Origin of the sequence: Polymorphospora rubra (assembly GCF_018324255.1) — a bacterium.
Classification (GTDB): Bacteria; Actinomycetota; Actinomycetes; order Mycobacteriales; family Micromonosporaceae; genus Polymorphospora; species Polymorphospora rubra.
Genome location: NZ_AP023359.1, coordinates 309,762 through 333,219 on the forward strand (window position 1 = coordinate 309,762; position 23,458 = coordinate 333,219).

The 23,458-nt window shown below is 73.4% G+C and carries 20 protein-coding genes and 1 pseudogene; 11 read left to right on the forward strand and 10 right to left on the reverse strand.

Annotated features, from left to right (window positions below; translation table 11 throughout):
• Positions 1–13 precede the first annotated feature (13 nt).
• The 5 genes from Prubr_RS01365 to Prubr_RS01385 all read left to right on the forward strand — a co-directional run bounded on the left by Prubr_RS01365 (position 14) and on the right by Prubr_RS01385 (position 4,678).
• Entirely contained in the window at positions 14–1,084 is a 1,071-nt protein-coding gene (locus tag Prubr_RS01365) for a mandelate racemase/muconate lactonizing enzyme family protein (protein ID WP_212820836.1), read from the forward strand.
• A gap of 120 nt (positions 1,085–1,204) precedes the next feature.
• Positions 1,205–2,125 (forward strand): C40 family peptidase, encoded by a 921-nt coding sequence (locus tag Prubr_RS01370; protein WP_212820838.1) that lies wholly within the window; start codon positions 1,205–1,207, stop codon positions 2,123–2,125.
• Between the two features lie 547 nt (positions 2,126–2,672).
• A complete protein-coding gene (locus Prubr_RS01375; protein ID WP_212820840.1) occupies positions 2,673–2,966 on the forward strand; it encodes an antibiotic biosynthesis monooxygenase family protein in 294 nt (97 codons plus the stop codon).
• A gap of 57 nt (positions 2,967–3,023) precedes the next feature.
• Entirely contained in the window at positions 3,024–3,344 is a 321-nt protein-coding gene (locus Prubr_RS01380) for a hypothetical protein (protein WP_212820842.1), read from the forward strand.
• Positions 3,344–4,678, forward strand: coding sequence for a DUF6745 domain-containing protein (locus Prubr_RS01385; RefSeq protein WP_246568197.1), 1,335 nt, complete (start codon positions 3,344–3,346; stop codon positions 4,676–4,678). The genes Prubr_RS01380 and Prubr_RS01385 overlap by 1 nt, the downstream gene beginning before the upstream one ends.
• A gap of 89 nt (positions 4,679–4,767) precedes the next feature.
• Here the strand turns inward: Prubr_RS01385 and Prubr_RS01390 are convergent, their stop codons facing one another.
• From Prubr_RS01390 to Prubr_RS01410, 6 genes are read right to left on the reverse strand one after another with little or no spacing between them, the layout of a single operon-like run.
• On the reverse strand, positions 4,768–5,463 hold the full coding sequence (locus Prubr_RS01390) for an STM4011 family radical SAM protein (protein ID WP_246568199.1): 696 nt from the start codon (positions 5,461–5,463) through the stop codon (positions 4,768–4,770).
• Positions 5,448–5,648, reverse strand: a complete 201-nt coding sequence (locus Prubr_RS36580; protein ID WP_246568201.1) for a hypothetical protein — start codon at positions 5,646–5,648, stop codon at positions 5,448–5,450. Before Prubr_RS36580 ends, Prubr_RS01390 begins: the two co-directional genes overlap by 16 nt.
• Positions 5,645–7,075 (reverse strand): coproporphyrinogen III oxidase family protein, encoded by a 1,431-nt coding sequence (locus Prubr_RS36585; RefSeq protein ID WP_246568203.1) that lies wholly within the window; start codon positions 7,073–7,075, stop codon positions 5,645–5,647. The genes Prubr_RS36580 and Prubr_RS36585 overlap by 4 nt, the downstream gene beginning before the upstream one ends.
• A complete protein-coding gene (locus tag Prubr_RS01400; RefSeq protein ID WP_212820844.1) occupies positions 7,072–7,941 on the reverse strand; it encodes an STM4013/SEN3800 family hydrolase in 870 nt (289 codons plus the stop codon). Before Prubr_RS01400 ends, Prubr_RS36585 begins: the two co-directional genes overlap by 4 nt.
• Entirely contained in the window at positions 7,938–9,071 is a 1,134-nt protein-coding gene (locus tag Prubr_RS01405; RefSeq protein ID WP_212820846.1) for an STM4014 family protein, read from the reverse strand. Before Prubr_RS01405 ends, Prubr_RS01400 begins: the two co-directional genes overlap by 4 nt.
• A complete protein-coding gene (locus tag Prubr_RS01410; RefSeq protein WP_212820847.1) occupies positions 9,068–9,991 on the reverse strand; it encodes an STM4015 family protein in 924 nt (307 codons plus the stop codon). The genes Prubr_RS01405 and Prubr_RS01410 overlap by 4 nt, the downstream gene beginning before the upstream one ends.
• A 162-nt stretch (positions 9,992–10,153) precedes the next feature.
• On the opposite strand from Prubr_RS01410, the gene Prubr_RS01415 reads away from it, so the two are divergent.
• Positions 10,154–10,918 carry an SDR family oxidoreductase gene (locus Prubr_RS01415; RefSeq protein ID WP_212820850.1) on the forward strand — a complete coding sequence of 255 codons (765 nt, stop codon included), beginning with the start codon at positions 10,154–10,156 and terminating at the stop codon, positions 10,916–10,918.
• A gap of 72 nt (positions 10,919–10,990) precedes the next feature.
• Here the strand turns inward: Prubr_RS01415 and uvrB are convergent, their stop codons facing one another.
• Entirely contained in the window at positions 10,991–13,123 is a 2,133-nt protein-coding gene (gene uvrB / locus Prubr_RS01420) for an excinuclease ABC subunit UvrB (protein WP_212820852.1), read from the reverse strand.
• A 340-nt stretch (positions 13,124–13,463) separates the two neighbouring features.
• On the opposite strand from uvrB, the gene Prubr_RS01425 reads away from it, so the two are divergent.
• On the forward strand, positions 13,464–15,311 hold the full coding sequence (locus Prubr_RS01425) for a hypothetical protein (RefSeq protein ID WP_212820854.1): 1,848 nt from the start codon (positions 13,464–13,466) through the stop codon (positions 15,309–15,311).
• A 28-nt stretch (positions 15,312–15,339) separates the two neighbouring features.
• Here Prubr_RS01425 and coaE read toward each other — a convergent pair whose 3' ends face one another.
• On the reverse strand, positions 15,340–16,476 hold the full coding sequence (coaE, locus tag Prubr_RS01430) for a dephospho-CoA kinase (protein ID WP_246568204.1): 1,137 nt from the start codon (positions 16,474–16,476) through the stop codon (positions 15,340–15,342).
• 294 nt (positions 16,477–16,770) lie between these two features.
• Positions 16,771–18,264 (reverse strand): 30S ribosomal protein S1, encoded by a 1,494-nt coding sequence (rpsA, locus tag Prubr_RS01435; protein WP_212820856.1) that lies wholly within the window; start codon positions 18,262–18,264, stop codon positions 16,771–16,773.
• Positions 18,265–18,652: 388 nt separating this feature from the next.
• Here rpsA and Prubr_RS01440 point away from each other — a divergent pair, with 388 nt between their 5' ends.
• From Prubr_RS01440 to Prubr_RS01455, 4 genes and pseudogenes are all read left to right on the forward strand, one after another.
• On the forward strand, positions 18,653–19,459 hold the full coding sequence (locus Prubr_RS01440; RefSeq protein ID WP_212820858.1) for a class I SAM-dependent methyltransferase: 807 nt from the start codon (positions 18,653–18,655) through the stop codon (positions 19,457–19,459).
• A gap of 208 nt (positions 19,460–19,667) precedes the next feature.
• A complete protein-coding gene (locus Prubr_RS01445; RefSeq protein ID WP_212820860.1) occupies positions 19,668–19,934 on the forward strand; it encodes a hypothetical protein in 267 nt (88 codons plus the stop codon).
• 97 nt (positions 19,935–20,031) lie between these two features.
• Positions 20,032–20,256 (forward strand): hypervirulence associated TUDOR domain-containing protein, encoded by a 225-nt coding sequence (locus Prubr_RS01450; RefSeq protein WP_212820862.1) that lies wholly within the window; start codon positions 20,032–20,034, stop codon positions 20,254–20,256.
• A 27-nt stretch (positions 20,257–20,283) separates the two neighbouring features.
• Positions 20,284–20,613: pseudogene (locus tag Prubr_RS01455) on the forward strand (DUF3140 domain-containing protein); the annotation flags it as partial.
• A gap of 20 nt (positions 20,614–20,633) precedes the next feature.
• On the opposite strand, the gene polA reads toward Prubr_RS01455, so the two are convergent.
• A complete protein-coding gene (polA, locus tag Prubr_RS01460) occupies positions 20,634–23,321 on the reverse strand; it encodes a DNA polymerase I (RefSeq protein ID WP_212820866.1) in 2,688 nt (895 codons plus the stop codon).
• Positions 23,322–23,458 lie beyond the last annotated feature (137 nt).

Consider the following 23,458-nt stretch of genomic DNA (forward strand, 5'->3'; position numbering starts at 1 on the left):
TAGGGTGCCCGGCATGACGATCGCGGCCGTACGCACCCACCGGCTCTCGGCGCCGCTGCACACCCCGTTCGTGACCGCGTTGCGCCGGGCCACGACCCTCGAGACCCTGATCGTGGAGGTCGTCGACGCCGACGGCCGGTCCGGCTTCGGCGAGGCGCCCCAGGTGTGGCAGGTCACCGGCGCCTCCATCGCCGGCGCGGAAGCCTGCGTCGCGCAGGTCCTCGGGCCCGCACTGGCCGGACTCGACGCCGACGACCTGCTGACCAACTGCGCCCGTACCCGGCGGGCGGTGGCCGGCAACGAGGCCGCCAAGTGCGCCGTCGACGTCGCCCTGCACGACCTGGCCGCCCGGCGGGCCGGCCTGCCGCTGGTCCGCCTGCTCGGCGGCACGACGCTGCGGGTGCCGACCGACGTCACGCTCGCCGCCGGCGACCCCGACGCGCTCGCGGCGGCCGCCGCCGCCCGCACCGCCGAGGGATTCACCGTGCTGAAGGTCAAGGTGGGCACCGACGCCGCCGGCGACCTGGCCCGGGTACGCGCCGTACGGGCGGCGGCCGGCCCGGCGGCCCGCATCCGGCTCGACGCCAACCAGGGCTGGCTGCCCCGCGAGGCGGTACGCGTCATCCGGGGCATCGAGGACGCCGGCCTCGACGTCGAACTCGTCGAACAGCCCGTCGCCCGCCGGGACCTCGACGGGCTGGCCTGGGTCAGCGACCGGGTCGACACCCCGATCCTGGCCGACGAGGCGGTCTTCGACGTACGTGACCTGGTCGAGGTGATCCGGCGCCGGGCCGCCGACATGGTCAACGTCAAGCTGGCCAAGTGCGGCGGGCTGGCACCGGCGCGTACGCTGTTGGACCTCGCGGCGGCCCACGACATCGGCACGGTCGTCGGCTCGATGATGGAGGGCCCGATCGGGTTGGGGGCGGCGGCGAGCCTGGTCGCGGCGTACGGCACGACCGCGGTGTCCGATCTGGACGCCGCGTGGTGGCTGGCGTCGTCACCGGTGGTGGGTGGAATTCGTTACGAGGGTGCGACCGTCGTACTGCCCGCCGGTCCGGGGCTCGACGTCGGCCTGAGCTGAAGGCAACATCCGAACCATCGTTGTTCATTGCAAGAAACTTTCGTATGGTCGGTTTTCCGGATGTTCGGCAATTCCCGGAAAAGGGCGGGAGTCGCGCAACCTGGAGGGGTGGCGGTGGGCATGACGCTCGATGCGGGCCGGAACGCGGTCGTACGGGTCGCCGTGGCGACACTGTGGGCCAGCCCCGAAACCACCCGGGCGGTCGACGCGCCCGCCCTGGCCGACCGCACCGACATCCCCGCCTGGATCTCCGCGATGAACCGCGACCAGCAGGTCGGCGAGTGCGTGCTCAGCCAACTCCTGCTCGGCGAGCGGGTGCTGGTCGAGGAGGTCCGCGCCGACGGCTGGGCCCGCGTCGTCGCCGTCGAACAGCCGGCCGCCAAACTCGACCCGCGCGGATATCCCGGCTGGCTGCCGACTGCCCAGCTGAGCCCGGCACCGCGGGAGACCCCGCCCGCGCAGCCCCTCGTCGTCGACGCCACCACGACCAGCCTGCACGCCGACCCGGCCGGCGAACTGGTGCTCGACGGCGTCATCCTCGGCACCCGACTGCTCCCGGCCGGGCCGGCCCGCGACGGCTGGCGGCCGGTGCACGCCCCCGGCCACCGGCAGCCCCTGTGGACGCCGGACGGCCACCTGGTCCCGGTGTCGACCCGACCGCCGACCGCCGACGAGGTACTGGCGATGGCGTCCCGGCTGCGGGACGTCGTCTATATCTGGGGCGGCGTGTCGGCGTACGGGGTGGACTGCTCGGGCCTGGTGCACCTGGCCTGGCGCCGGTTCGGCGTACGGCTGCCCCGCGACGCCGACGACCAGGCCGACGCCACCACTCCCCTGCTGCTCGGCGCGGAACGCCCCGGCGACCTGTACTTCTTCGCCCGCCCCGGCCGGCCGATCCACCACATCGGGATCGTGACGGCAGCACCGGACAGCCCCGACCGGCGCCGGATGCTGCACGCCTGCTACACCCAGCGGCGGGTCATCGAGGAGCCGCTCTCCGCCGACCGCGCCGCGACTCTGGTCGGCGCCCACCGGGTCTGACCCGAGCCTCCCGCCTCTTCAGCCCCCGCGATAGTTGCGCCACGCCACACACCCCACATCCCACACCCCGTAGACCCTCCTAGGACACTAGCCCACCCCCTTTGATCCGCGTGATCAGGGAGTGAATCGAGCGTGTCGTCGGCGAGCCGTGGTGCGTACTCCCTGATCACGCGGATCTTGCCGGGATGCGCCACTCCCTGATCACGGTGATCAGGGAGTACTTCGGGCGTGTCGTCGGCGGGGCGGGGGCAGCGGCCCCTGATCACGCGGATCTTGTTCGGGCTACCTGGCGGCAGCGCCGCCCCAGGCGGTCACCCGAGGCGAGGCGGCATGATCGCCCGTACCGGCGCTGCCGCCGGCTGGCAACCGGGGTGGTGGACTCAGCTCCGGCGAAAGGGCTTCGCGTGCCGTACACCAGGCGCAAGATCCGCGTGACCAGGGAGTCTGGATCCCGCCCCGCCGACGACACGCTCGATTTACTCCCTGATCACGCGGATCGTTGACCCGGGGTGTGGGCGGCGGGGCGGGGCGTGGGAGGCTGCCGGACATGGTGCTTGAGGTTGCCCTGATCGATGTGGTCGCCGGCCGCGAGGACGAGTTCGCCGCCGCGTACGCCAAGGGACACGAGCTGCTCGTCACGACGCCCGGCTGCCGGTCGGTACGGATGACCCGCGGCATCGAGTCGCCGAGCCGGTTCGTGCTGCTGGTCGAGTGGGACTCGGTCGCCGCCCACGAGGAGAACTTCCGGGCCACCGAACGGTTCACGACCTGGCGTTCGCTGATCGGCCCCCACTTCGCCGCCCCGCCGGTGGTCGAGCACTTCACCGACGTGCCCGCCTGAGTTGTCGTACGGCGGCACTAGCCTCCGAAGCGTCCGTCAACGACCCCGGGAGCGTGCATGTACCGCCAGGGTGATGTCCTCGTCCATCCCATCGAACCCGCCGACGTGCCACCCGGTCTGGTCCCGGCCGGCCGGGACGCCCGCGGCCGGCTCGTCCTCGCCCGGGGCGAGGCGACCGGTCACGCGCACGTGGTGAGCGGGTCCGGTGTCACGCTGTGGGCGCTGCCCGACCAGAGCGACCCGTCGTTCCTGCTGGTCAAGGGCTACGGCCGGCTCAGCCACGAGGAGCACGGACCGATCGCCCTGCCGGCGGGGTCCTACCGGGTGATCCGGCAGCGCGAATACGTGCCCGGCGCGTGGCGGCCGGTGGCCGACTGATGACGATCGAGACCGTGACCGTCGCGCCGGCCCCCGCCGGACCACCGGACGCGACGCCGGCCCCCGCCGGACCATTGGACGCGACGCCGGCGACGGCCGAGGACGCCGCCGCGGCCGCGCTGGCCGGCCTCGCCGACCGCTGGCTCGAGCACGGGTTGTGCACCACGCCGGCCGACCGCCCGGCGGCGGAGGCCGCGGTCCGGGAGGCGTACGTCGCCGCCGGCCTGCCCGCCCCGCGCCACGTGGTGTGGCTGCCGTCGCCGTTCGCCGGCGCGCTGGCCGCCGCCCTGCTCACCGCTGCCCCCGCCGGTGCCGCCGGGTCCGGCCCGGACGCCGCTGCCCCCGCCGGTGCCGCCAGGCCCGGCCCGGACGCCGCCGACCCGGCGGCGGACGCCCCGGACGGTACGGATTCCGGCGCCGCGCCGGCCACCCGGACCGCCACGGCGATCGCGGAGGTGCTGGCGGCCCTGCGCGCGCAGGGCTGCGTACCGGGCGAGGTCGCGCCGGGCAAGGCGATCCGCGGCACCCTGCGCACCGCGCCGTGGGCGGCGGCCCGGATGGCGGCGACCGAGCGGCTCGGTCCGGCCGGTTGGGCGGCCCACTGGGCGGCCGGCGGGCAGCGCACCTGGAACCTGCTCGTCGACCGGGTGGTCACGCCGCTGCGCACCCGGCTCGCCGAGGACCTGGTCGCCGACGTCCGCGACCCGCTGACCGAGCGGGCCCGGTCCGCGCTCTTCGACGCCGTCTACGGGCTGCACGAGGCGGCCTGGCTGTCCGCCTTCGACGGCGACCCGCGGCTGCGCGGGCTGGCCGGGGTCGCCACCTCGGCCGGCTGGTGGTGGCCGTACGAGCAGGTGGCGGTGCTGACCGAGCGGCCGGTGGTGGCCGAGCGCGACAACGTCGGCCGGCTGCACCGCGGCGACGGGCCGGCCCTGGCCTATCCGGACGGCTACGGCCTGCACGTGTGGCGTGGCATGGCGATTCCGGCCGAGGTCGCGCGGGAACTGCCGAAGCTCACGGTGCAACGGATCAGGGCGGAGCAGAACGCCGAGGTCCGCCGGGTGATGCTGGAGCACTTCGGCTACGACCGCTATCTGCGGGACAGCAACGCCCGCGCGCTGCACCGCGACGAGTGCGGCGTGCTGTGGCGGATCGAACTCAGCGACGACGAGCCGCTGGTCATGGTCGAGGTGGTCAACTCGACGGCCGAGCCGGACGGCACCTACCGGACCTACTGGCTCCGGGTGCCGCCCGACACCCGAACCGCGCGGGGCGGGGTCGCGTGGACCTTCGGCCTCACCGAGGAGCAGTACGCCCCGCTGGCGCAGACCTGACCGCCGGTGCGGCCGGGTGCCGCCGCCCGGTCCACCGGGTAGACGGCCCCGGTCCGCACCGCCCGACTCACATCGGCCCGCGCCGCGGCTCAGCGCAGGGCCCGCGCCGGCACGCCCCAGGTCGCGTCGCGTACCGGAACGCGTTCCAGTACGCCGCCGGCGAAGACGTCGTAGAGCGGCAGCGTCCTCAGGTGCACGTATCCGATGTGGCAGTCGCAGAGCTGGTTGGGGCAGGGCCGGGGCCCCAACGCGGCGCGGTACGACCCGTCGTAGAGATTGCCCAGCGGTTCGTCGACGAAGTGGCAGCGCCGCACCTGGCCGTCACCGCGTACGGAGATCACCGTCTCGCCGGCCCGGCAGGCCCGGCCGGCCGACTCGTGCGGCCGGACGCTGTAGCCGAAGAGCGGGTCGATCCCGGTCCAGTCGGCCTCCTCCGCCGGCTCGTACCGGTGGCCGTCGGCGGCGTTGACCCACAGGTAGACGTCGTCGGGCAGGGCCGCCCGCAGCGCCCTGGCCTCGGCGAGGTGCCCGGGCTGGCCGACGACGCCGACCGAGAAGCGTACGCCGAGGTCGTGCAGGGTCGCGCACTTGGCGAGGAAGGCGTCCCGGCGCACCTGGCCGGGATGGTAGGTCGCCCACAGGGCCAGGGTGTCCCGGTCGGTGTCGGCGACCCAGTCGAGCCGGCAGGCCAGGTTGGTCTGGATCGCGACCCGGTCGACGTGCGGGAGGTGGGACAGCCGGGTCAGCGTCTGGCGGTACCAGGACCGGGTCAGGCCCTCCCCCACGGGGTGAACAGCACCGAGATCCGGTCGTCGTCCGGATTGCGGTCGACCCAGTCGGCGAACCTGGTCAGCGCCTCGCGGTCGGCCCGCAACTCGGCCCGGCTGTCCCGGCGCTTGGCGAACGGGCAGTACGGGCAGTCGTAGTTGCAACTGGCCAGCGGCCCCCGGTAGAGGATCGACAGGTTCATCGCGGCACGTGCTCCGCCATGGCGGCGCGTACCGGGCCGGAGACCAGCCACGGGCCGATCGCGTCGGAGCGTTCCAGGCCGGCGTCGGTGAGCGTGAGCCGGTCGGCCTCCCGGCGCAGCCAGCCACGCACGGCGAGGGTGTCGAGCTGCGGGAAGTCGTCGCCCGGGTCGGCGCCGAACCGGTCCCGGTAGCCGGCCGGGTCGAAGCCCTCGGCCCGCAGCAGCGACTTGACCAGCCAGCGGCGGCGTTTCTCGGTGCCGTCGAGCCGGAACCCGACCTCGGCGTGGTCGAAGTCGGCGGCCGGGCGGCGCAGGTAGTCGTCGATGATCGCGCGGACCTGCCCGATGCCGACCGCGTAGTCGAACGAGTAGTGCAGGTCGGCGGTGTAGGAGCGGGCGCCGCAGCCGAGGCCGACCATGCCGTCGTCCTGGCACGAATAGTCCGGTGCGTCATCGTCGGGCAGATCGGCACGGCGGAAGTGCCGCATCGACAGTTGCCGGTAACCGGCGGCGCGCAGGTGGTCGCGGCCCTGCCGGTACAGCGCCAGCCGCTGGGTGTCCCACGGGTCCCCGCCCGCCGCGCCGACCGGCCCGGTCCCGGCCGTCCCGATCCCGGCCGGTTCGCCGCCGGCCGTCCCGGTCCCGGCCGGTTCGCCGCCGGCCGCCGGCACCGGACCGGTGGGGGCCGACAGCGGCAGGATCCTTCGGCCCAGGCCGGTCAGCGGCCGTACGTACAGCGGGTAGAGGAAGATCTCCTCCGGTCGCCAGGCGAGTGCGGCGTCGAGGGAGTACGCCCACGTCCGTGCCGTCTGGCCGCCGATGCCGTAGATCAGGTCGAGGTTGAGCTCCGGGATGTCGTGGGCGCGGATCGTGGCCAGGGCGCGGTCGACCTCGGCCCGTTTCTGCGGGCGGCCGGCGGCGTGCGCCTCGCCGTCGAGGAAGCTCTGCACCCCGATGCTGACCCGGGTGGTGCCGTGTTCGGCGAGCACCGCGATCCGGTCGGCGGTGGCCGTGGCCGGCGACGTCTCCACCGCCGTCGGGACAGCGCCGAGCGGGGCGCCGAAGTCGGCGAGGATGCCGAACATCTCGGTCAGTTCGCCGGCGGTCAGATAGGTGGGGGTGCCGCCGCCGACCGCGATGCGGGCGATTCCGGGCCGGCCGCCGAGCGCCCCACCGACCCGGGCCGCCTGGCGGCGCAACTGGTCGAGGTAGGCGCGGACCTGCTCCGCCGGCGGGTTGGCGCGGGTGAACAGGTTGCAGAAGCCGCACCGCATCTCGCAGAACGGCAGGTGCAGGTAGAGCATGAGCGCGTCGGTCGGCTCGGCCGCCCACACATCGCGCAGCGCCGGTCGGGGCCGCAGCGGCCGGTACGCCGTCTTGTGCGGATAGGCGTAGAGGTAGCCCTGGTACGGCGATCCGTCGATCACGGGGCGGCCCGCCCGTCGCCGGACGCCACTGCCGTGCCAGAGGGCGCCGCCGTGCCGGAGGGCTGCCGCTGCCCCGGATCGAGCACGAACTCGGCGTACGGCACCGTCCACACCACCTCGTGGGCGACCCGGTGTCCGGTGTGGCCGTCCTCGCCGTACGCCGTCCCGTGGTCGGCGCAGATCAGCACCAGGCACGGGCGGCCGCGCGAGGTCGCCAGGGCGAAGAGCCGGCCGATGTGCCGGTCGACGTACTCCAGCGCGGCGGCGTGGCTGTCCCGGCTGTCGACATCGGCGCCGGGCAGGTAGTGCCGGTTGGGTTGGTGCAGCGCGGCGACGTTGACGAACAGGAACAGCGGCCGGTCGGCGGGCACCCCCGGCACGACCGTGGCGATCCGGTCGAGCTGCGCCTCGAAGCAGGCCGGCGCGGTCACCCCGAACTCCGGCTCCCAGTGCGACTCGGCGAACAGACCGGGCAGCACCCGGCCGAGGGGCGAGCGGTGGTTGAAGAAGCCGACACCGCCGACGCACACGGTGTGGTAGCCGGCCGCGGCCAGCCCGCTCACCACGTCGGGCGCGTCGAAGACCCAGGTGTCGCCGCCGGTGCTCTCGCTGCCCGGGAACGCGGCGGCGAACAGCCTCGGATGCGGCCCCGGGGTGGTCGGGGTGGGCAGGAAGCCGGCGAAGAACGCCTGGTGGGCGGCGTACGTGAAGCTCGCCGGGCTGTGCCGCCGCTGCCAGGACCCGCCGGGCAGCGCCCGGGCCAGGGTCGGGGTGCGACCGGCGGCCACCAGCTCGGCGGCGACGTCGTGGCGCAGCGTGTCGAGGGTTATGAAGAGCAGGTCGTGGCTGCCGACGAGGTCCTTCACGCCGCCACCCGGTGCGGAACGCGGCCGGCCGTGGTGTGCCCCGCGGTCGGGGCGGCGAACCGGCCGGTGCGCAGGGCGTGCAACTGTGCGGCCCAGGGGTCCCGCCCGGCGTCGTCGCGCAGCCCGGGCAGCAGGTCGCCGAAGGCGTTGACCTCGGCGACCGCGTGCCGTCGCCAGCCGGTCCCGGGCAGCAGGTCGACCGCGACGTGCAGACTTCCCGGGAAGCGGTCCGCCACGCGGACGCAGGTGTCCAGGGCCGCCCGGTATGCCGCCGGCCCCATCGCGGCCCGGACCGCCGCCAGGTCGCCGCGGGCGTTGCCCAGGTGCAGGTTGGTCAGCGGCCCCCGGCTCGACCGCACCACGACGTGGGTCGGTTCGCCGGCCACCACCAGCACCCGCAGGTCGACGACCCGGTCGCCGAGCCCGGCCTTGGGAAACCAGCGCTCGACGTGCAGGTTGTCCGGGGCGAGCCGGTCGACGATGGCGGCGACGTCCCGTTCGGACTGGTAGGTGCGTACCCGCAGCGAGTTGAACAGCCGCCCGCCGGGGGCCAGCTCGACCGAGGTCGTCGCCCGGATCCGGCCACCGGCCAACTCCAGCGCCAGCACACCGGACGCGGACGAGCCGTGCGCCGGCTTGACGAACACCCGCGACCAGCCCGCCGCGCGCAGCGCGGCCCGCAGTTCGGCGTGGTCGCGTGGCGCCGTCGGCAGCGCGGGTGGCACCGGCACCCCGGCGGCGGCGAGCCGGGCGTGGCAGGCCCGCTTGTCGAACATGGTGCGGATCTCGTCGGGCGCGTTCAGCAGCGTCGCCCCGGCGGCCCGCGCGGCCGTGGTGAGATGGTCGAGGGCGACGCCCAGGCCCCGGTGCCACGCGGCCAGACCGACGATCTCGCCGTGCTCGGCCGGTCGGGCGGCACCGCGCAGCAGCCGGTCGACCTCGGCGTCCTCACCGGGGGAGTCGATCCGGACGACGGCTCCGGCCGGCAGCCGCACCGGGCCGATGACGAGACGCCGCCAGGGCAGCACCTCCAGCCGGCCCGGCCAGCCGCCGGCCGCGGCGGCCCGGAATCCGGTGACCCGGCGGTTGTCCGGGTTGCCGACCACGACCAGCACGGGCGGGGGTGTCATTCCGAGACGGCCACGTAGCGGTCGCCGGGGCGGTCCTTCTGCTGGTCGGAGAGGTCGACCTCGACGCCGGGCAGTTCGCCGGTCAGCCGCGCGCCGACCTCGTCGCTGATGTAGTGGCGGTGCAGGTCGAGGCGCTTGAGGTGGGTCAGCGGCTGGCCGGCGAGCAGGGCGGCGACACCGTCGTCGCCGAGCATGCCGAGCGACATGTCGAGGACGTCGAGCCGGGCCACGACCGGCGCGCCGGCCACCGCGGCGGCGACCTGGTCGGCGATCTCGGCGTTGCGCAGCCCGAGGCGACGCAGCGCCGGCAGCCGGCCACCGGCCAGGATCGGGGCGAAATCGTCGACGGTGGCGTCGCCGCCGTAGTTGTCGGTGCCGAGCCACAGCTCGAGGTGGGTCAGCGCCGGCAGGTCGCACTCGGCCACCTGCCGCACCACCCGGCCGGGCAGCCCGCCGGACTCGATCGCGAACTCGCGCAGGTTGGTGTGCCGCAGCGGGGTGAGTTCCAGTCCCTCGGTGCCGCGCACCCGCAGGATCTCCAGCTCCGGAAAGGCGGTGAACAACGGGGTGATGTCGCCCTGCTGGATCCAGGAGATCTCGGACTCCTCCATGGTCAGTTCGGCGAGGAACAGCGCCCGCAGGGCCGAAAAGCTCGGCGCGAACTCGACCAGCATGTCGACCGGGGCGCTCTCCTCGTACGCCTCGCCCCACTGGCCGATGATCAGGGCCCGTACCTGCGCCGGGTCGACGACGGACAGGAACTTCTCGAACAGTTCCCGGAACTCATCGGTGCTGGTCTCGTAGTCGCCCTCGATCCGCCAGGCGGTCGAGGCGGGGTCGACGACCGAGGCGGCCGACTCGGGGTCGAACACGGTGACGGGGAGGCCGGCGAACTCGGTGATGTGCTGGTAGATGGCCACGACGAGGCTCCGGATGCGATCGGTTTGTGGGGGCGGCCGAACCATAACAACCCCGTGCGACAACCGGACGCCGAAGGTGGCTCCGGCGGCTTGCGGTGACGAACCGGGCACGGAGCCCGAATCGGCTGGCGCTTTCCGCCCGGTCCCGGTTGGCTCGTCGCCATGACACGACGAACAGCACTCGTGACCGGGGTCAGCCGCCGGATCGGGATCGGCGCGGCGGTCGCCCGCCGGCTGGTCGCTGACGGCTGGCGGGTGGTCCTGACCGGCCTGCCCGGGTACGACGCCGCGCAGCCGTACGGCGGCGACCCGGACGGGGTGCCGGCGCTGCTCGCCGAACTCGGTGACCGGGCCGCACACGTCGAGGCGGATCTGGCCGACCCGGCCGCCCCGGCCGCGCTCGTCGCGGGCGCGCGGGACCGGCTCGGCCGGTTGGACGCGCTGGTGGCCGTACACGCCTACTCCACCAGTACCGTGCTCGGCGGGCTGGACGCGGCGGAGATCGACCGGCACCTGGTGGTCAACGTACGGGCCACGATGCTGCTGGTGGAGGCGTTCGCCGCCGGGTTTGCGGCCGGCCCCGGCGACGGCCGGGTGCTGCTGTTCTCCAGCGGTCAGCGGCTCGGCCCGATGCCGGACGAGCTGGCGTACGCGGCCAGCAAGGCCGGCGTCGAGGTGCTGACCCGGCAGTTCGCGCGGCTGCTGGCACCGCGGGGCATCACCGTCAACTGCGTCAACCCGGGGCCGACCGACACCGGGTATGCCGGACCGGACGCGCGCGAGACGGTGGCCCGCCTCTTCCCGGGCGGCCGGTGGGGCACCCCGGACGACGCCGCCCGGCTGGTCGCCTGGCTCTGTTCGCCGGACGGGCACTGGATCACCGGGCAGGTGATCGACTCGGAGGGCGGTTTCGACCGCTACGTCTGACCCGGCGGCCGGCTCACCGCGGGGCGGACCGGCCGGGCGCCGGGGTGGACGCCGGCCGGTGCCCGCACCGGCTCACTTCACCCCGGCGACGTCCATCCCGCGCAGCTCCTTCTTCAGCTCGGCCACCTCGTCGCGGATCCGGGCGGCCAGTTCGAACTGCAGCTCCCGGGCGGCGGCCAGCATCTGGTCGTTGAGGTCCTGGATGAGCTGGGCCAGGTCGGCGCGGGCCATGCCCTCGCGGGACGGTCCGGCGGTCGCCCGGCCCCGCGAACGGGTCTCCGGCACCGGCGCCTTGCCGCGCGACATCTGCCGGCCGGCACCGCCGATGATCGCCCCGCCCGGACCGCGTCCGGCCAGCGCCCCCTCGGTGTCGTCGGCCTCGCGGTAGATGTCGTCGAGGATGTCGTGGATCTTCTTGCGCAACGGCGCGGGCGAGATGCCGTGCGCCTCGTTGTGGGCGATCTGCTTGGCCCGGCGGCGGCTGGTCTCGTCGATCGCGGCTTCCATCGACGGGGTCATCTTGTCGGCGTACATGTGCACCTGGCCGGACACGTTACGGGCGGCGCGGCCGATGGTCTGGATCAGCGACCGGCCGCTGCGCAGGAAGCCCTCCTTGTCCGCGTCGAGGATCGCGACGAGCGACACCTCGGGCAGGTCGAGCCCCTCCCGCAGCAGGTTGATGCCGACCAGCACGTCGTAGTCGCCCTTGCGCAGTTCGCGCAGCAGCTCGACCCGGCGCAGGGTGTCGACCTCGGAGTGCAGGTAACGCACCCGGATGCCGTGCTCCAGCAGGTAGTCGGTGAGATCCTCGGCCATCTTCTTGGTCAGTGTGGTGACCAGGACCCGTTCGTCGCGCTCGGTGCGCAGCCGGATCTCGTGGATGAGGTCGTCGATCTGCCCCTTGGTCGGCTTGACGACGACCTCGGGGTCGACCAGGCCGGTGGGGCGGATGACCTGCTCGACCACCTCGCCCTGGACCTGTTCGAGTTCCCAGGGGCCGGGGGTGGCGGACAGGAACACCATCTGCCCGACCCGCTCCAGGAACTCGTCGAACCGCAGCGGGCGGTTGTCCTGTGCGCTGGGCAGCCGGAAGCCGTGCTCGATCAGGACCCGCTTGCGGGAGGCGTCACCCTCGAACATGCCGCCGATCTGCGGGATGCTCACGTGCGACTCGTCGACGACGGTCAGGAAGTCGTCGGGGAAGTAGTCGAGCAGACAGTGCGGCGGACTGCCGGGCAGCCGGCCGTCGATGTGCATCGAGTAGTTCTCGATCCCCGAGCAGGATCCGACCTGGCGCATCATCTCGACGTCGTACGTCGTGCGCATCCGCAGCCGCTGCGCCTCGAGCAGCTTGCCCTGGCGTTCCAGCTCGTCGAGGCGTTCGGCCAGCTCCGCCTCGATGCCGTTGATCGCCCGCTCCATCCGCTCCGCGCCGGCGGTGTAGTGGGTGGCCGGGAAGATCAGCAGGTGGTCGACCTCCCGGACCGCCTCTCCGGTCAGCGGGTGCAGGTAGTAGAGCTTCTCCACCTCGTCACCGAAGAACTCGATCCGGACGGCCAGCTCCTCGTAGGCCGGGATGATCTCCAGCGTGTCGCCGCGGACCCGGAACGTGCCCCGGGTGAACGCCATGTCGTTGCGGGTGTACTGCACGTCGACCAGCCGGCGCAGCAGCTGGTCGCGCTCGATCTCCTGCCCGACGTGCACCCGGACCGCCCGGTCGAGGTATTCCTGCGGGGTGCCCAGGCCGTAGATCGCGGAGACCGTCGCCACCACCACCACGTCGCGGCGGGTCAGCAGGGACATCGTCGCCGAGTGCCGCAGCCGCTCGACCTCCTCGTTGATCGAGGAGTCCTTCTCGATGTAGGTGTCGGTCTGCGCGATGTACGCCTCGGGCTGGTAGTAGTCGTAGTAGGAGACGAAGTATTCGACGGCGTTGTTCGGCAGCAGCTCGCGGAACTCCTTGGCGAGCTGTGCGCACAGGGTCTTGTTGGGGGCCAGCACCAGCGTCGGCCGCTGCAGCCGCTCGATCAGCCAGGCCGTCGTCGCGCTCTTGCCGGTGCCGGTCGCGCCGAGCAGGACCGCGTTGCGGTCCCCGCGCCGCACCCGACGCTCAAGATCATCGATAGCCGTCGGCTGGTCGCCGGACGGGGTGAATTCGCTGATCACCTCGAAGCGACCGTCGAGCCGCGGAATGTCGAGCGCCATGCCATCAAACGTACGCCCACCGTCTGACAGTCCGTGGACCGGCAACGGTCAGTACCCGATCAGCTTCGATATCCCCATTGTGTGGTAGATGTCACCGGACTACCGTGCTAGGGGTAGGCCGCTCGCGGCGGTCGTCCGGGTCGACGATCGGGCCTCCACACCGGCTGATCGGACCCGGCGCGGTGGTTGCAGCCCCGGTACATCGCCGGCGTGCGCACCGGCCGCGGTCGCGCGCAAGCGCAGACCGGCCGCCGCGAGCAGCCCCGTCACGTTCCCGCACGCCGGCATCCGGTTTGGGGCCACACGTCACCTTCGACCCGCTACCGGCGTTCAACCACGCGTGAGGTTCTCCCCCACCGGCGACCGCCGCCGGATCGTCGCCCTGGTCGCCCTCGGCTGTGTCGCCATCGGATCCGCGGCCGGCCTGGCCACCGGCCTCGTCTCCTGCGCGCCGGCGGCGTCACCGCAGGCCCGGCCGCTGTCGACGGCCGAGGCGCAGCGGCTCGCCACGATGCGGATGACCAACTTCCAGCAGGCCCGGGTCGGCGTACGCGCCACCATCGGCGACCCCGGCGCCGAGGTACGCCTCATCGGCCGGGTCGACTGGAGCCGCGCACTGGCATACCTGTCGGTGTCCGGGCCGGGCGCCGGGGAGCGGCGCGGCCTGCTCCAGGCGGCGCCCGGAGTGCTCGCCACCCGCCCCGCGGACACCGCGCCGGACGACGGTACGCCCACCGGCACCGGTGCCGTCGGCACGGTGCGCCCGGCCGACGGGAGCGCCCCGGGTACGCCCACCGGGAACGCGGTCAGCACCGCGCCGCCCGACGTGCCGCCCGCCGACGGCTGGCGGATCGAGCGGTTCACCGCGAGCGGGCCGGACACCGGACCGGTCGAGTCGTTCCTGGCCCTGCTCTTCGCCATCGCCCACGACCGGGCCGACGCCGCCGACCTGATCGAACGCAGCGAGTCCCGGTGGCTCGGGCGCGACCGGGCCGGCGGCGCCACCGTCGACGTGCTGCTCGGCCCGGCGGTGCCGCCCCAGCCGAAGCCCACCGGCACCGACGCGCCGTCGACCCCCGCCGCGCCCGGCACCGGCACCGCGGCCCCCGCCGGCACCGCGGCCCCCAGCGGCACCGCGCGTTCCGCGCCGCCGCCGGCCGCCGCCCCGTCCGGCACCCCCGGGACGTCGGCCGGCCCCTCCGGTACGGCCGCACCACGCGCCGGCACCCCGACGCCCGGTGGCAGCCCGGGTGGCGCCCCGGCAGGCGACGGATCGGCGTCGGCCGGAGTGGACACGCCCCGTACCGGCGGCGCGGCGACCACCGGCCCGGCCGGCGGGCCGACGTCGGCGCGACCGGCGGAGACGTCGCTGGCCGCCATGGGCGGCGCGGTGCGCTACTGGCTCGACGGCGACGCCCGGCTGCACCGGTTCGAGGCGCTGCTCGCCGGCAACCGGCCGGTCAACGCGCACCTCGACCGGGCCGACGACGCCGGTATCACCGCGATCGACGCCCTCGGCGGCCGGCCGGTCGAGCCCCGGGCCGTCACCGCCGAAGAGGCCGACCTGCTCTCCCGGATGCGGCAACGCAACCGCGCGCTCGGCGGTGGCAAGGTGACCTTCGCCCTGCCGACCGTGCCGACCGCGAACCTGCGTGGCACCGGACTGGTCGACTGGCGCAACACCGTCGCGTACGTCGCCGTCGGCGACCTCGACAAGCCCGGCGAGACCGCGCTGATCCGCGCCGACCGGACCGGCCCGGCGATCCGGGTCGCGCCGCAGCGGGTGACCGCCGACCGCCAGCCGCCGGTGCCGCCGCCGACCGACCGGAGCTGGACCCACGTCGACTGGCGTCAACGCGGCGACGCGCAGGGTGCGCTCGACGTCGACGTGCTGCTCACCGAACTGCTGGCGCTCGGCACCGGGGCCCGCGACGACGCGGCCGCGCTGCGCAGGTCGGCGATCCGGTTGCGGACCGACCGGGTCGACGACACCGCCGTCACCGTCTTCGAGGTCGGCCGTCCGGGGCAGGCGGGCGCCGCCCGGCCCGGGCAGGGCCGGCTGCGCTACTGGGTGGACTCGTCCGGCGCGCTGCGCCGGCTGGAACTGCGGACCCGGACGGGCGCCTTCGCGCAGCTCGACGTCGATCCCGGCCGGGTCGCGTACGTGCGTCCGGTGCCGCGCGCCTGACCCGGCGCCGGGCGACGCCAGGGGCGCGTCACGGCTGCCAGCCGGTCCGGTCGGCCCACCGCCGGGCCCGGTCGTACGCGGTGTCGAACCACGGCTCCTTCGCCTCGGCGTACTCGTCGACGGTCGCGGACCGCTCGGCGAGTCCCTGCTTCAGCGCCAGGTACTCGGCGTGTACGGCCTCGTCGGCGCGCAGGAAGTCACGCAGCAGCAGGGCGCACCGCCACCCCGGCGAGCCGGTGACCCGGACGTGCAGGTTGACCGGGCGGCCCGGGTCGGCGTTGACGTGCAGCCGCTTGGTCCACCGGGCCGGGTCGGAATCCGGCGGTTTGGGCGAGTCCCACCAGTCGCCGGGCAGGCGGGGGAATCCGCCGTCGGTGAGCCGGTCGGCCAGCGCGTCGGCCTCGGCCAGCGACGACACCGACAGTTGCAGGTCGACGACGTCCTTGGCGGCCAGTCCCGGCACCGCTGTCGAGCCGATGTGGTCGACCCGGCGGTCGGGATCGCGCACCAGGTGGCGGATCCGTTCGGCGAGCCGCCGGGCCTGGTCCGGCCAGGACGGATCGGCCCCGGTCAGCGACACCTCCGCCGGGCGCGGCGCCCGCCGCCGGTACCGGACGTTCGCCTCGTACGGCACCAGCCGATCCCACAGCCGGTCCACCGCGGCGTGCAGGTCGGCGAGGTCGCCGTCGTTGCCCAGCACGACGTCGGCGGCGGCCCGCCGGACCGCGTCGTCGGCCTGGGCCGCGATCCGCTCCATCGCCTGCTTCTCGGTCATCCCCCGGTCGCGGACCAGCCGGCCGATCCGGACGTCCCGGTCGGTCTCCACGACCACGACCAGGTGGTACGTCGGCGCGAGCCCCACCTCGACCAGCAGCGGTACGTCGTTGACCAGCACCGCGTCGGGCGGCGCCGCGGCGGCGAGTTCCCGGCTGCGGGCCCGCACCCGCGGATGGGTGATCCCCTCGAGCCGGCGACGGGCGGCGGTGTCGCCGAAGACGAGGGCACCCAGTGCCGGCCGGTCGAGGCTGCCGTCGGGTCGCAGCACCCCGGTGCCGAACGCGTCGACGATCTCCCGCAGCCCGTCGGTGCCGGCCGCGACGACCTCGCGGGCGATGACGTCGGAGTCGACGACGACGGCACCGTGTTCGGCCAGCCGCCGCGCCACCGAACTCTTGCCGGATCCGATCCCCCGGTAAGCCCCACACTCAACACGGGCCCCAGTCAACCCGACCCCCGCCGCTCCCCCAAGTGCGGGGTCCACGCAACCCACCTCAAGATCCGCGTGATCAGGGGTCAGGTCGAGCGTGTCGCCGGCGTGTCTGGCCGCAAAATCCCTGATCACGCGGATCTTGGCAGGGCCGGTCGGCCGAGGGCGGGCCGGGGCGCCCGGCCCGGGAAAAGAACAGCGGCCCGGCGGCCAGCCCCGAAGGACTGGCGGCCGGGCCGCTGCCGGTACGGCTTACTTGCCGCCGGCGAGCTTCTCGCGCAGGGCGGCGAGCGCCTCGTCGGTGGCGAGGGTGCCGGCCGGCTCCTCCGCCTGACGGGCCGGAGCCGGGGTCGTCGACGACGTCGCGCCGCCACCACCGCCGGCCGGAGCCGGGTTGGCCGCGGCCTCGGCGTCGGCGGCCCGGGAGGACTGCACCTGCTTGGTGTGGGCCTCCCAGCGCTGACGCGCCTCGGCGTACTGCGTCTCCCAGGTCTCGCGCTGCTTGTCGAAACCTTCGAGCCACTCCCCGGTCTCCGGGTCGAAGCCCTCGGGGTAGATGTAGTTGCCCTCGTTGTCGTACGTCGCGGCCATGCCGTAGAGGGTGGGGTCGAAGTGCTCCTCGCCCTCGACGAAGCCCTCGTTGGCCTGCTTCAGCGACAGCGAGATCCGGCGCCGCTCCAGGTCGATGTCGATGACCTTGACCATGACGTCGGAGCCCACCTGGACGACCTGCTCCGGGATCTCCACGTGGCGCTCGGCCAGCTCGGAGATGTGCACCAGGCCCTCGATGCCGTCGTCGACCCGGACGAACGCACCGAACGGAACGAGCTTGGTGACCTTACCCGGGACGATCTGCTGGATCGCGTGGGTACGGGCGAACTGACGCCACGGGTCTTCCTGGGTGGCCTTCAGCGACAGCGAGACCCGCTCGCGGTCGAGGTCGACGTCGAGGACCTCGACCTCCACCTCCTGGCCGACCTCGACAACCTCGGACGGGTGGTCGATGTGCTTCCAGGACAGCTCGGAGACGTGCACCAGGCCGTCCACGCCGCCCAGGTCGACGAACGCGCCGAAGTTGACGATCGAGGACACGACGCCCTTGCGGACCTGGCCCTTCTGGAGCTTGTTGAGGAACTCGGTGCGAACCTCGGACTGCGTCTGCTCCAGCCATGCCCGGCGGGACAGGACCACGTTGTTGCGGTTCTTGTCCAGCTCGATGATCTTCGCCTCGAGCTCGCGTCCCACGTACGGCTGCAGGTCACGGACCCGCCGCATCTCGACCAGGGAGGCGGGCAGGAAGCCGCGCAGCCCGATGTCGAGGATGAGACCGCCCTTGACCACCTCGATGACGGAGCCCCGAACGACGCCGTCCTCGTCCTTGATCTTCTCGATGGTGCCCCACGCGCGCTCGTACTGCGCCCGCTTCTTCGAGAGAATCAGGCGGCCCTCCTTGTCCTCCTTCTGGAGGACCAGGGCCTCGATCTGGTCACCGACCGACACCACCTCAGCGGGGTCCACGTCGTGCTTGATCGACAACTCGCGCGAGGGGATGACGCCCTCGGTCTTGTAGCCGATGTCGAGCAGGACCTCGTCCCGATCGACCTTGACGACGGTGCCTTCGACAATGTCACCGTCGTTGAAGTACTTGATGGTCTCGTCGATCGCGGCGAGGAAGGCTTCCTCGGAACCGAGGTCGTCGACGGTGACCTTGGTGGCGCTCGAGGTGGCCTCGATGCTGCTCGTCATGTGGGCGGTTGCTCCGGTCGGATGTGGGTGTCACAGCAGGCTGGTATCGCGGTGACCTGTTTGCGCCAGCGGATCCGTCGACGCCACATGGCGACGACCGGCACACCACCAAGATCGGTGGTGAGATCATTCGTCATGTCCGTCGACCGCGGACCTGCTCCCTGCCGAGGCACACGATCCGCGAGCGCATCGACTAGCCTACCGTGCGCATTACCACAGCATGCAAGCCCTCCCGGCACGAGTCGGGCGCCTCTTTTTCACACCGGACGGCACCGACCGCATCGTGGGACACGAACACAGAAGTATCCCACTTTCCGGCAAGACGCGTGAAACACCCTAACCGCCCCGTGCACCACCCCGCCGGCAGCCCCGTCCTAGGGTCTGCGGTGTGACGGATAACGCAAGGGTGACCCGGCGCACGGTGACCGACGCGGAGAGCCGGTTGGCCAGCCGCGCCTGGTGGGACCACGACGCCGACGACTACCAGGCCGAACACGGCCTGTTCCTCGGCGACGTCGACTTCGTGTGGTGCCCCGAGGGACTGCGCGAGTCCGACGCCCGGCTCCTCGGCGACGTACGCGGCCGACGCGTCCTCGAACTCGGCTGCGGCGCCGCCGCCGTGGCCCGCTGGCTGGTCGGCCAGGGCGCCGACGTGGTCGCCACCGACCTGTCCGCCGGCATGCTGCGGCACGCCGCCACCGCCGCCGACCGATCCGGGGTACGCGTGCCGCTGGTCCAGTCCGACGCGATGGCCCTGCCGTTCCGCGACGCGTCGTTCGACATCGTCTGCACCGCCTTCGGCGCGGTCCCGTTCGTCGCCGACTCCGAGGCCGTGATGCGCGAGGTGCACCGGGTGCTGCGCCCGGGCGGCCGGTGGGCGTTCTCCGTCACCCACCCGATGCGCTGGATCTTCCTCGACGATCCCGGCGAGGGCGGGCTGACCGCGGTGCACTCCTACTTCGACCGCCGGCCGTACGTCGAACAGGACGGGGCCGGCGTCCCGACGTACGTCGAACAGCACCGCACCGTCGGCGACCGGATCCGCGAGCTGGTCGCGGCCGGTTTCGTCGTACGCGACCTGGTGGAGCCCGAGTGGCCGGCCGGACACGAGGGTGTCTGGGGGCAGTGGAGTCCGCTGCGGGGCCGACTCTTCCCGGGCACCGCCATCTTCGTCAGCGACAAGCCGGCAGCCTGACGCCGGGCCGGCCGGTGCGCCGGGCCGGCCGGTGCGCCGGGCCGGCCGGTGCGCCGGGCCGGCCGGTGCGCCGGGCCGGCCGGTGCGCTCCCGCCACGGCGGGCCGGTGCAGCGGGTTCACCCGGTCGGATGGCCGGCCACGGGTTCGGCGGTGCGTCGCCGGGTATGCCGTGGGCGCAGGCAGCACATCGACACGGAGGTGAGACCGATGGCCGCCAGGCAGCAGATGAGCACCGCCGAACTCGCCGAGCAGGCCCGGCACGCCGGGGTCAGCGACCCCGACCGGATGAACCGGGACGAGTTGATGGACGCGATGCAGGCCCGGCCCGGCCGGTACGGCGGCGGCCCGCCGCAGAAGGCCAGGTCCGGCGACTCGCCGCAGAAGGCCAGGTCCGGCGACTCGTCGCAGAAGGCCGGGTCGGACACCTCGGCACAGCGGGCCGGGTCCGACGCGCCGGCGCAGAAGGCCCGGTGACGTAGCGGACGGAGCCGAGGTCCGCACCGCGGCGGAGGACGGCCGGGCGGCCTTCTCCGCCGCGTTTCCGCTGTTCGGGGTCGGGTATCCGGCCGGTATGAGGAACAGACGGGACAGGCCGCACGTGGGCGACCGGGTGTCGTGGCGCAGCCACGGCGTGACCGTGCACGGCACCGTCGAGGAGGAGATCGACGAGCGCACCGAGGCGGCCGGCCGCACCGTCGCGGCCACGCCGGAGGATCCCCAGTTCCGGGTACGCAGCGACAGGTCCGGCCGGGACGCGGTGCACCGTCCGGAGTCCCTCGGCCGGGAGGACGACTGACCGGCCGGCCGCCGGGAGGAGGCACGGATGCCGCACACCGACGAGGAGACCGACCGCGATTTCGACGAGGCCGTCAACATGACCCCGCGCGAACTGGAGGACTGGCTGGACACCGACGCGTCGAAGGAGGCCGGCCAGCACAAGGGCGGCGCCGCCGAGACGACCGGGCACGAGTCCGGCCGGCGCATCGTCGCCCTGCTGCGGGCGAAGAAGGGCGACCTGACCGGCGACGACCGCAAACACATGCGCAAGGTGGTCGGCTACGTGCACCGCCACCTCGCGCAACGCCCGGACGGCGACGTCACCGACACCCGCTGGCGGCACTCGCTGATGAACTGGGGGCACGATCCGCTGCGCTGAGCCGTGCCCCCGCCACGTCAGTGGTCGGCGCTGTTCCAGTCGGTGCCGAACCCGACCGACACCTCCAGCGGCACCGACAACGGGTAGGCGCCCCCCATCTCGGCCCGGACCAGGGTCTCCAGGCGTTCGCGTTCGCCGGTGGCGACCTCGAAGACCAGCTCGTCGTGGACCTGGAGCAGCATCCGCGACCGCAGGTCGAAGTCGCGCAGCGCCGCGTCGACCCGGAGCATGGCGACCTTGATGATGTCGGCCGCCGAGCCCTGGATGGGGGCGTTGAGCGCCATCCGCTCGGCCATCTCCCGGCGCTGCCGGTTGTCGCTGACCAGGTCGGGCAGGTAACGGCGGCGACCGAGGATGGTCTCGGTGTAGCCCTCCTGCACCGCCCGCTTCACCACCGACTGCAGGTAGTCGCGGACGCCGCCGAACCGGGAGAAGTACTCCTCCATCAGCCCGCGCGCCTCCTCGGTCGAGATCCCGAGCTGCTGGGAGAGGCCGAAGGCGCTGAGGCCGTACGCGAGGCCGTAGTTCATGGCCTTGATCTTGCGCCGCTGGTCGGGGAGGACCTCGGCCAGCGGTACGCCGAACACCGACGACGCGGTCGCGGCGTGGAAGTCGGCGCCGGAGTTGAACGCCTCGATCAACGCCTCGTCCTTCGACAGGTGCGCCATGATCCGCATCTCGATCTGGCTGTAGTCGGCGGTGAGCAGCGACTCGGCGCCCTCCCCGACCACGAACGCCCGGCGGATCCGCCGGCCCTCCTCGGTGCGGATCGGGATGTTCTGGAGGTTGGGGTCGGTCGACGACAGCCGGCCGGTGGCGGCGACCGTCTGGTGGAACGTGGTGTGGATCCGGCCGTCGTCGGAGACCGACTTGAGCAGCCCGTCGACGGTCGACTTCAGCTTGGCCACGTCCCGGTGCCGCAGCAGGTGTTCCAGCACCGGGTGCGGGTTCTGCGCGTAGAGCCACTGGAGCGCGTCGGCGTCGGTGGTGTAACCGGTCTTGATCCGCTTGGTCTTGGGCAGCCCCAGCTCGGTGAAGAGGATCTCCTGCAGCTGCTTCGGCGAGCCGAGGTTGAACTCCCGCCCGACCGCCGCGTACGCCCCCTGGGCCGCGGCCTTCACCTCGGCCGCGAAGTGCGCCTCGAGGTTCGACAGGTAGTCGGTGTCCGCGGCGATACCGGTCCGCTCCATCGCGGCCAGCACCTCGACCAGCGGCAGTTCGACGTCGGCCATCAGCCGGGCGGACGCCTCGCCGTCGCGGTCGAGTTCCTCGTCGATCGCCTCGGCGAGGTCGAGGGTGGCCCGGGCGCGCAGCATCAGGTTCTGCTCGACCTCGCTGTCGTTGCCGAGCCCGTCCAGGGTGAGCTGACCGTTCTGCGGGGTGTCGATCCGCAGCTCGCGGTGCAGGTAGCGCAGCGCCAGGTCGGTGATGTCGTAGGACCGCTGGTCGGGGCGGGCCAGGTAGGCGGCCAGCGCGGTGTCGCGCCCGACGCCGCGCAGCCGCCAGCCGTGCGCGGCGAACGCCAGCAGCGCCGGCTTGCTGTCGTGGATCACCTTCGGCCGCTCCGGGTCGGCCAGCCACGTGGCGACGGCGGCCTCGTCCTGCGCGTCGAGGGTCGCCGGGTCGAACCAGGCCGCCGGCCCGTCGGCGGTGGCCAGCGCCACCCCGGTCAGGGCTCCGGTGCCACGGCCGAACGTGCCGGCGACCGCCACCCCGGTCGGCTCGCCGACCGCGATGTGGTCGACCAGCCAGGCGGCGACCGCACCCGGCGCCAGCTTCTCGCCGGCCAGCTCGAAGCCGGCCTCGGCCTCCGGCTCGACCGCCTCCAGGTACTGGTAGAGCCGGTCCCGCAGGACCCGGAACTGCAGGGTGTCGAACACCTGGTGGACCGCCTCCCGGTCCCAGCCGGCCCAGCGCGCGTCCTCGGGACGCAGCGGCAGCTCCAGGTCGGAGACCAGGCAGTTGATGTCGTAGTTGCGGATCACGTCGGCGAGCCGCTCGCGCAGGCTCTCGCCGGCCTTGCCCTTGATCTCGTCGGCCCGGGCGACGACGCCGTCGACCCCGCCGTACTGGTTGATCCACTTCGCGGCGGTCTTCGGGCCGACGCCGGGGATGCCGGGCAGGTTGTCGCTGGACTCGCCGACCAGGGCGGCCAGGTCGCGGTAGCGGTCCGGTCCCACGCCGTATTTCTCGGTGACCGCGGCGGGGTCCATCCTTGCCAGGTCGGAGACGCCCTTGCGCGGGTAGAGCACCGTGACCTGGTCGCCGACGAGCTGGAACGCGTCGCGGTCACCGGTGCTGATCAGCACCCGCATGCCGGCGTCGCGGCCCTGGCAGGCCAGCGTCGCGAGCACGTCGTCGGCCTCGTAGCCGGGTTTCTCCACCACCGGGATACGCAGCGCGTCGAGCACCTCACGGACCAGGCTCACCTGCCCGGCGAAGTCGGCCGGGGTCTCCGAGCGGCCCGCCTTGTACTCGGCGTACTTCTCGGTGCGGAACGACCGCCGGGACACGTCGAACGCCACCACGATGTGGGTCGGCTTCTCGTCGCGCAGCAGGTTGATCAGCATCGAGGTGAAGCCGTAGACCGCGTTGGTGGGCTGCCCGGTCGTGGTGGAGAAGTTCTCCACCGGCAGGGCGAAGAACGCCCGGTAGGCCAGCGAGTGGCCGTCGAGCAACAGCAGTCGGGGCTGGTTGTCGGTCACGTCGGCCCACTCTAGTCCGGGCCCCCGACGAAAACCGCCCGCGACCCGGCCGGTCGCGCCGTCGACCGGCGCCGCGGCCCGGAGCCCACGCCCGGCCGGCGTCCCGGCGCCCGGCCCGGCGTGGTACGACGAGCCGG

What these genes read in the sequence shown, in the direction of transcription:
- Prubr_RS01450 (WP_212820862.1), top strand. Translation starts at nt 20,032, where the DNA reads ATGAGGAACAGACGGGACAGGCCGCACGTGGGCGACCGGGTGTCGTGG.
- Prubr_RS01380 (WP_212820842.1), top strand. Translation starts at nt 3,024, where the DNA reads ATGTACCGCCAGGGTGATGTCCTCGTCCATCCCATCGAACCCGCCGAC.
- Prubr_RS01445 (WP_212820860.1), top strand. Translation starts at nt 19,668, where the DNA reads ATGGCCGCCAGGCAGCAGATGAGCACCGCCGAACTCGCCGAGCAGGCC.
- Prubr_RS36580 (WP_246568201.1), bottom strand. Translation starts at nt 5,648, where the DNA reads ATGAACCTGTCGATCCTCTACCGGGGGCCGCTGGCCAGTTGCAACTAC.
- uvrB (WP_212820852.1), bottom strand. Translation starts at nt 13,123, where the DNA reads ATGGCGCTCGACATTCCGCGGCTCGACGGTCGCTTCGAGGTGATCAGC.
- Prubr_RS01370 (WP_212820838.1), top strand. Translation starts at nt 1,205, where the DNA reads ATGACGCTCGATGCGGGCCGGAACGCGGTCGTACGGGTCGCCGTGGCG.
- rpsA (WP_212820856.1), bottom strand. Translation starts at nt 18,264, where the DNA reads ATGACGAGCAGCATCGAGGCCACCTCGAGCGCCACCAAGGTCACCGTC.
- Prubr_RS01415 (WP_212820850.1), top strand. Translation starts at nt 10,154, where the DNA reads ATGACACGACGAACAGCACTCGTGACCGGGGTCAGCCGCCGGATCGGG.
- Prubr_RS01375 (WP_212820840.1), top strand. Translation starts at nt 2,673, where the DNA reads ATGGTGCTTGAGGTTGCCCTGATCGATGTGGTCGCCGGCCGCGAGGAC.
- Prubr_RS01385 (WP_246568197.1), top strand. Translation starts at nt 3,344, where the DNA reads ATGACGATCGAGACCGTGACCGTCGCGCCGGCCCCCGCCGGACCACCG.
- Prubr_RS01365 (WP_212820836.1), top strand. Translation starts at nt 14, where the DNA reads ATGACGATCGCGGCCGTACGCACCCACCGGCTCTCGGCGCCGCTGCAC.
- Prubr_RS01405 (WP_212820846.1), bottom strand. Translation starts at nt 9,071, where the DNA reads ATGACACCCCCGCCCGTGCTGGTCGTGGTCGGCAACCCGGACAACCGC.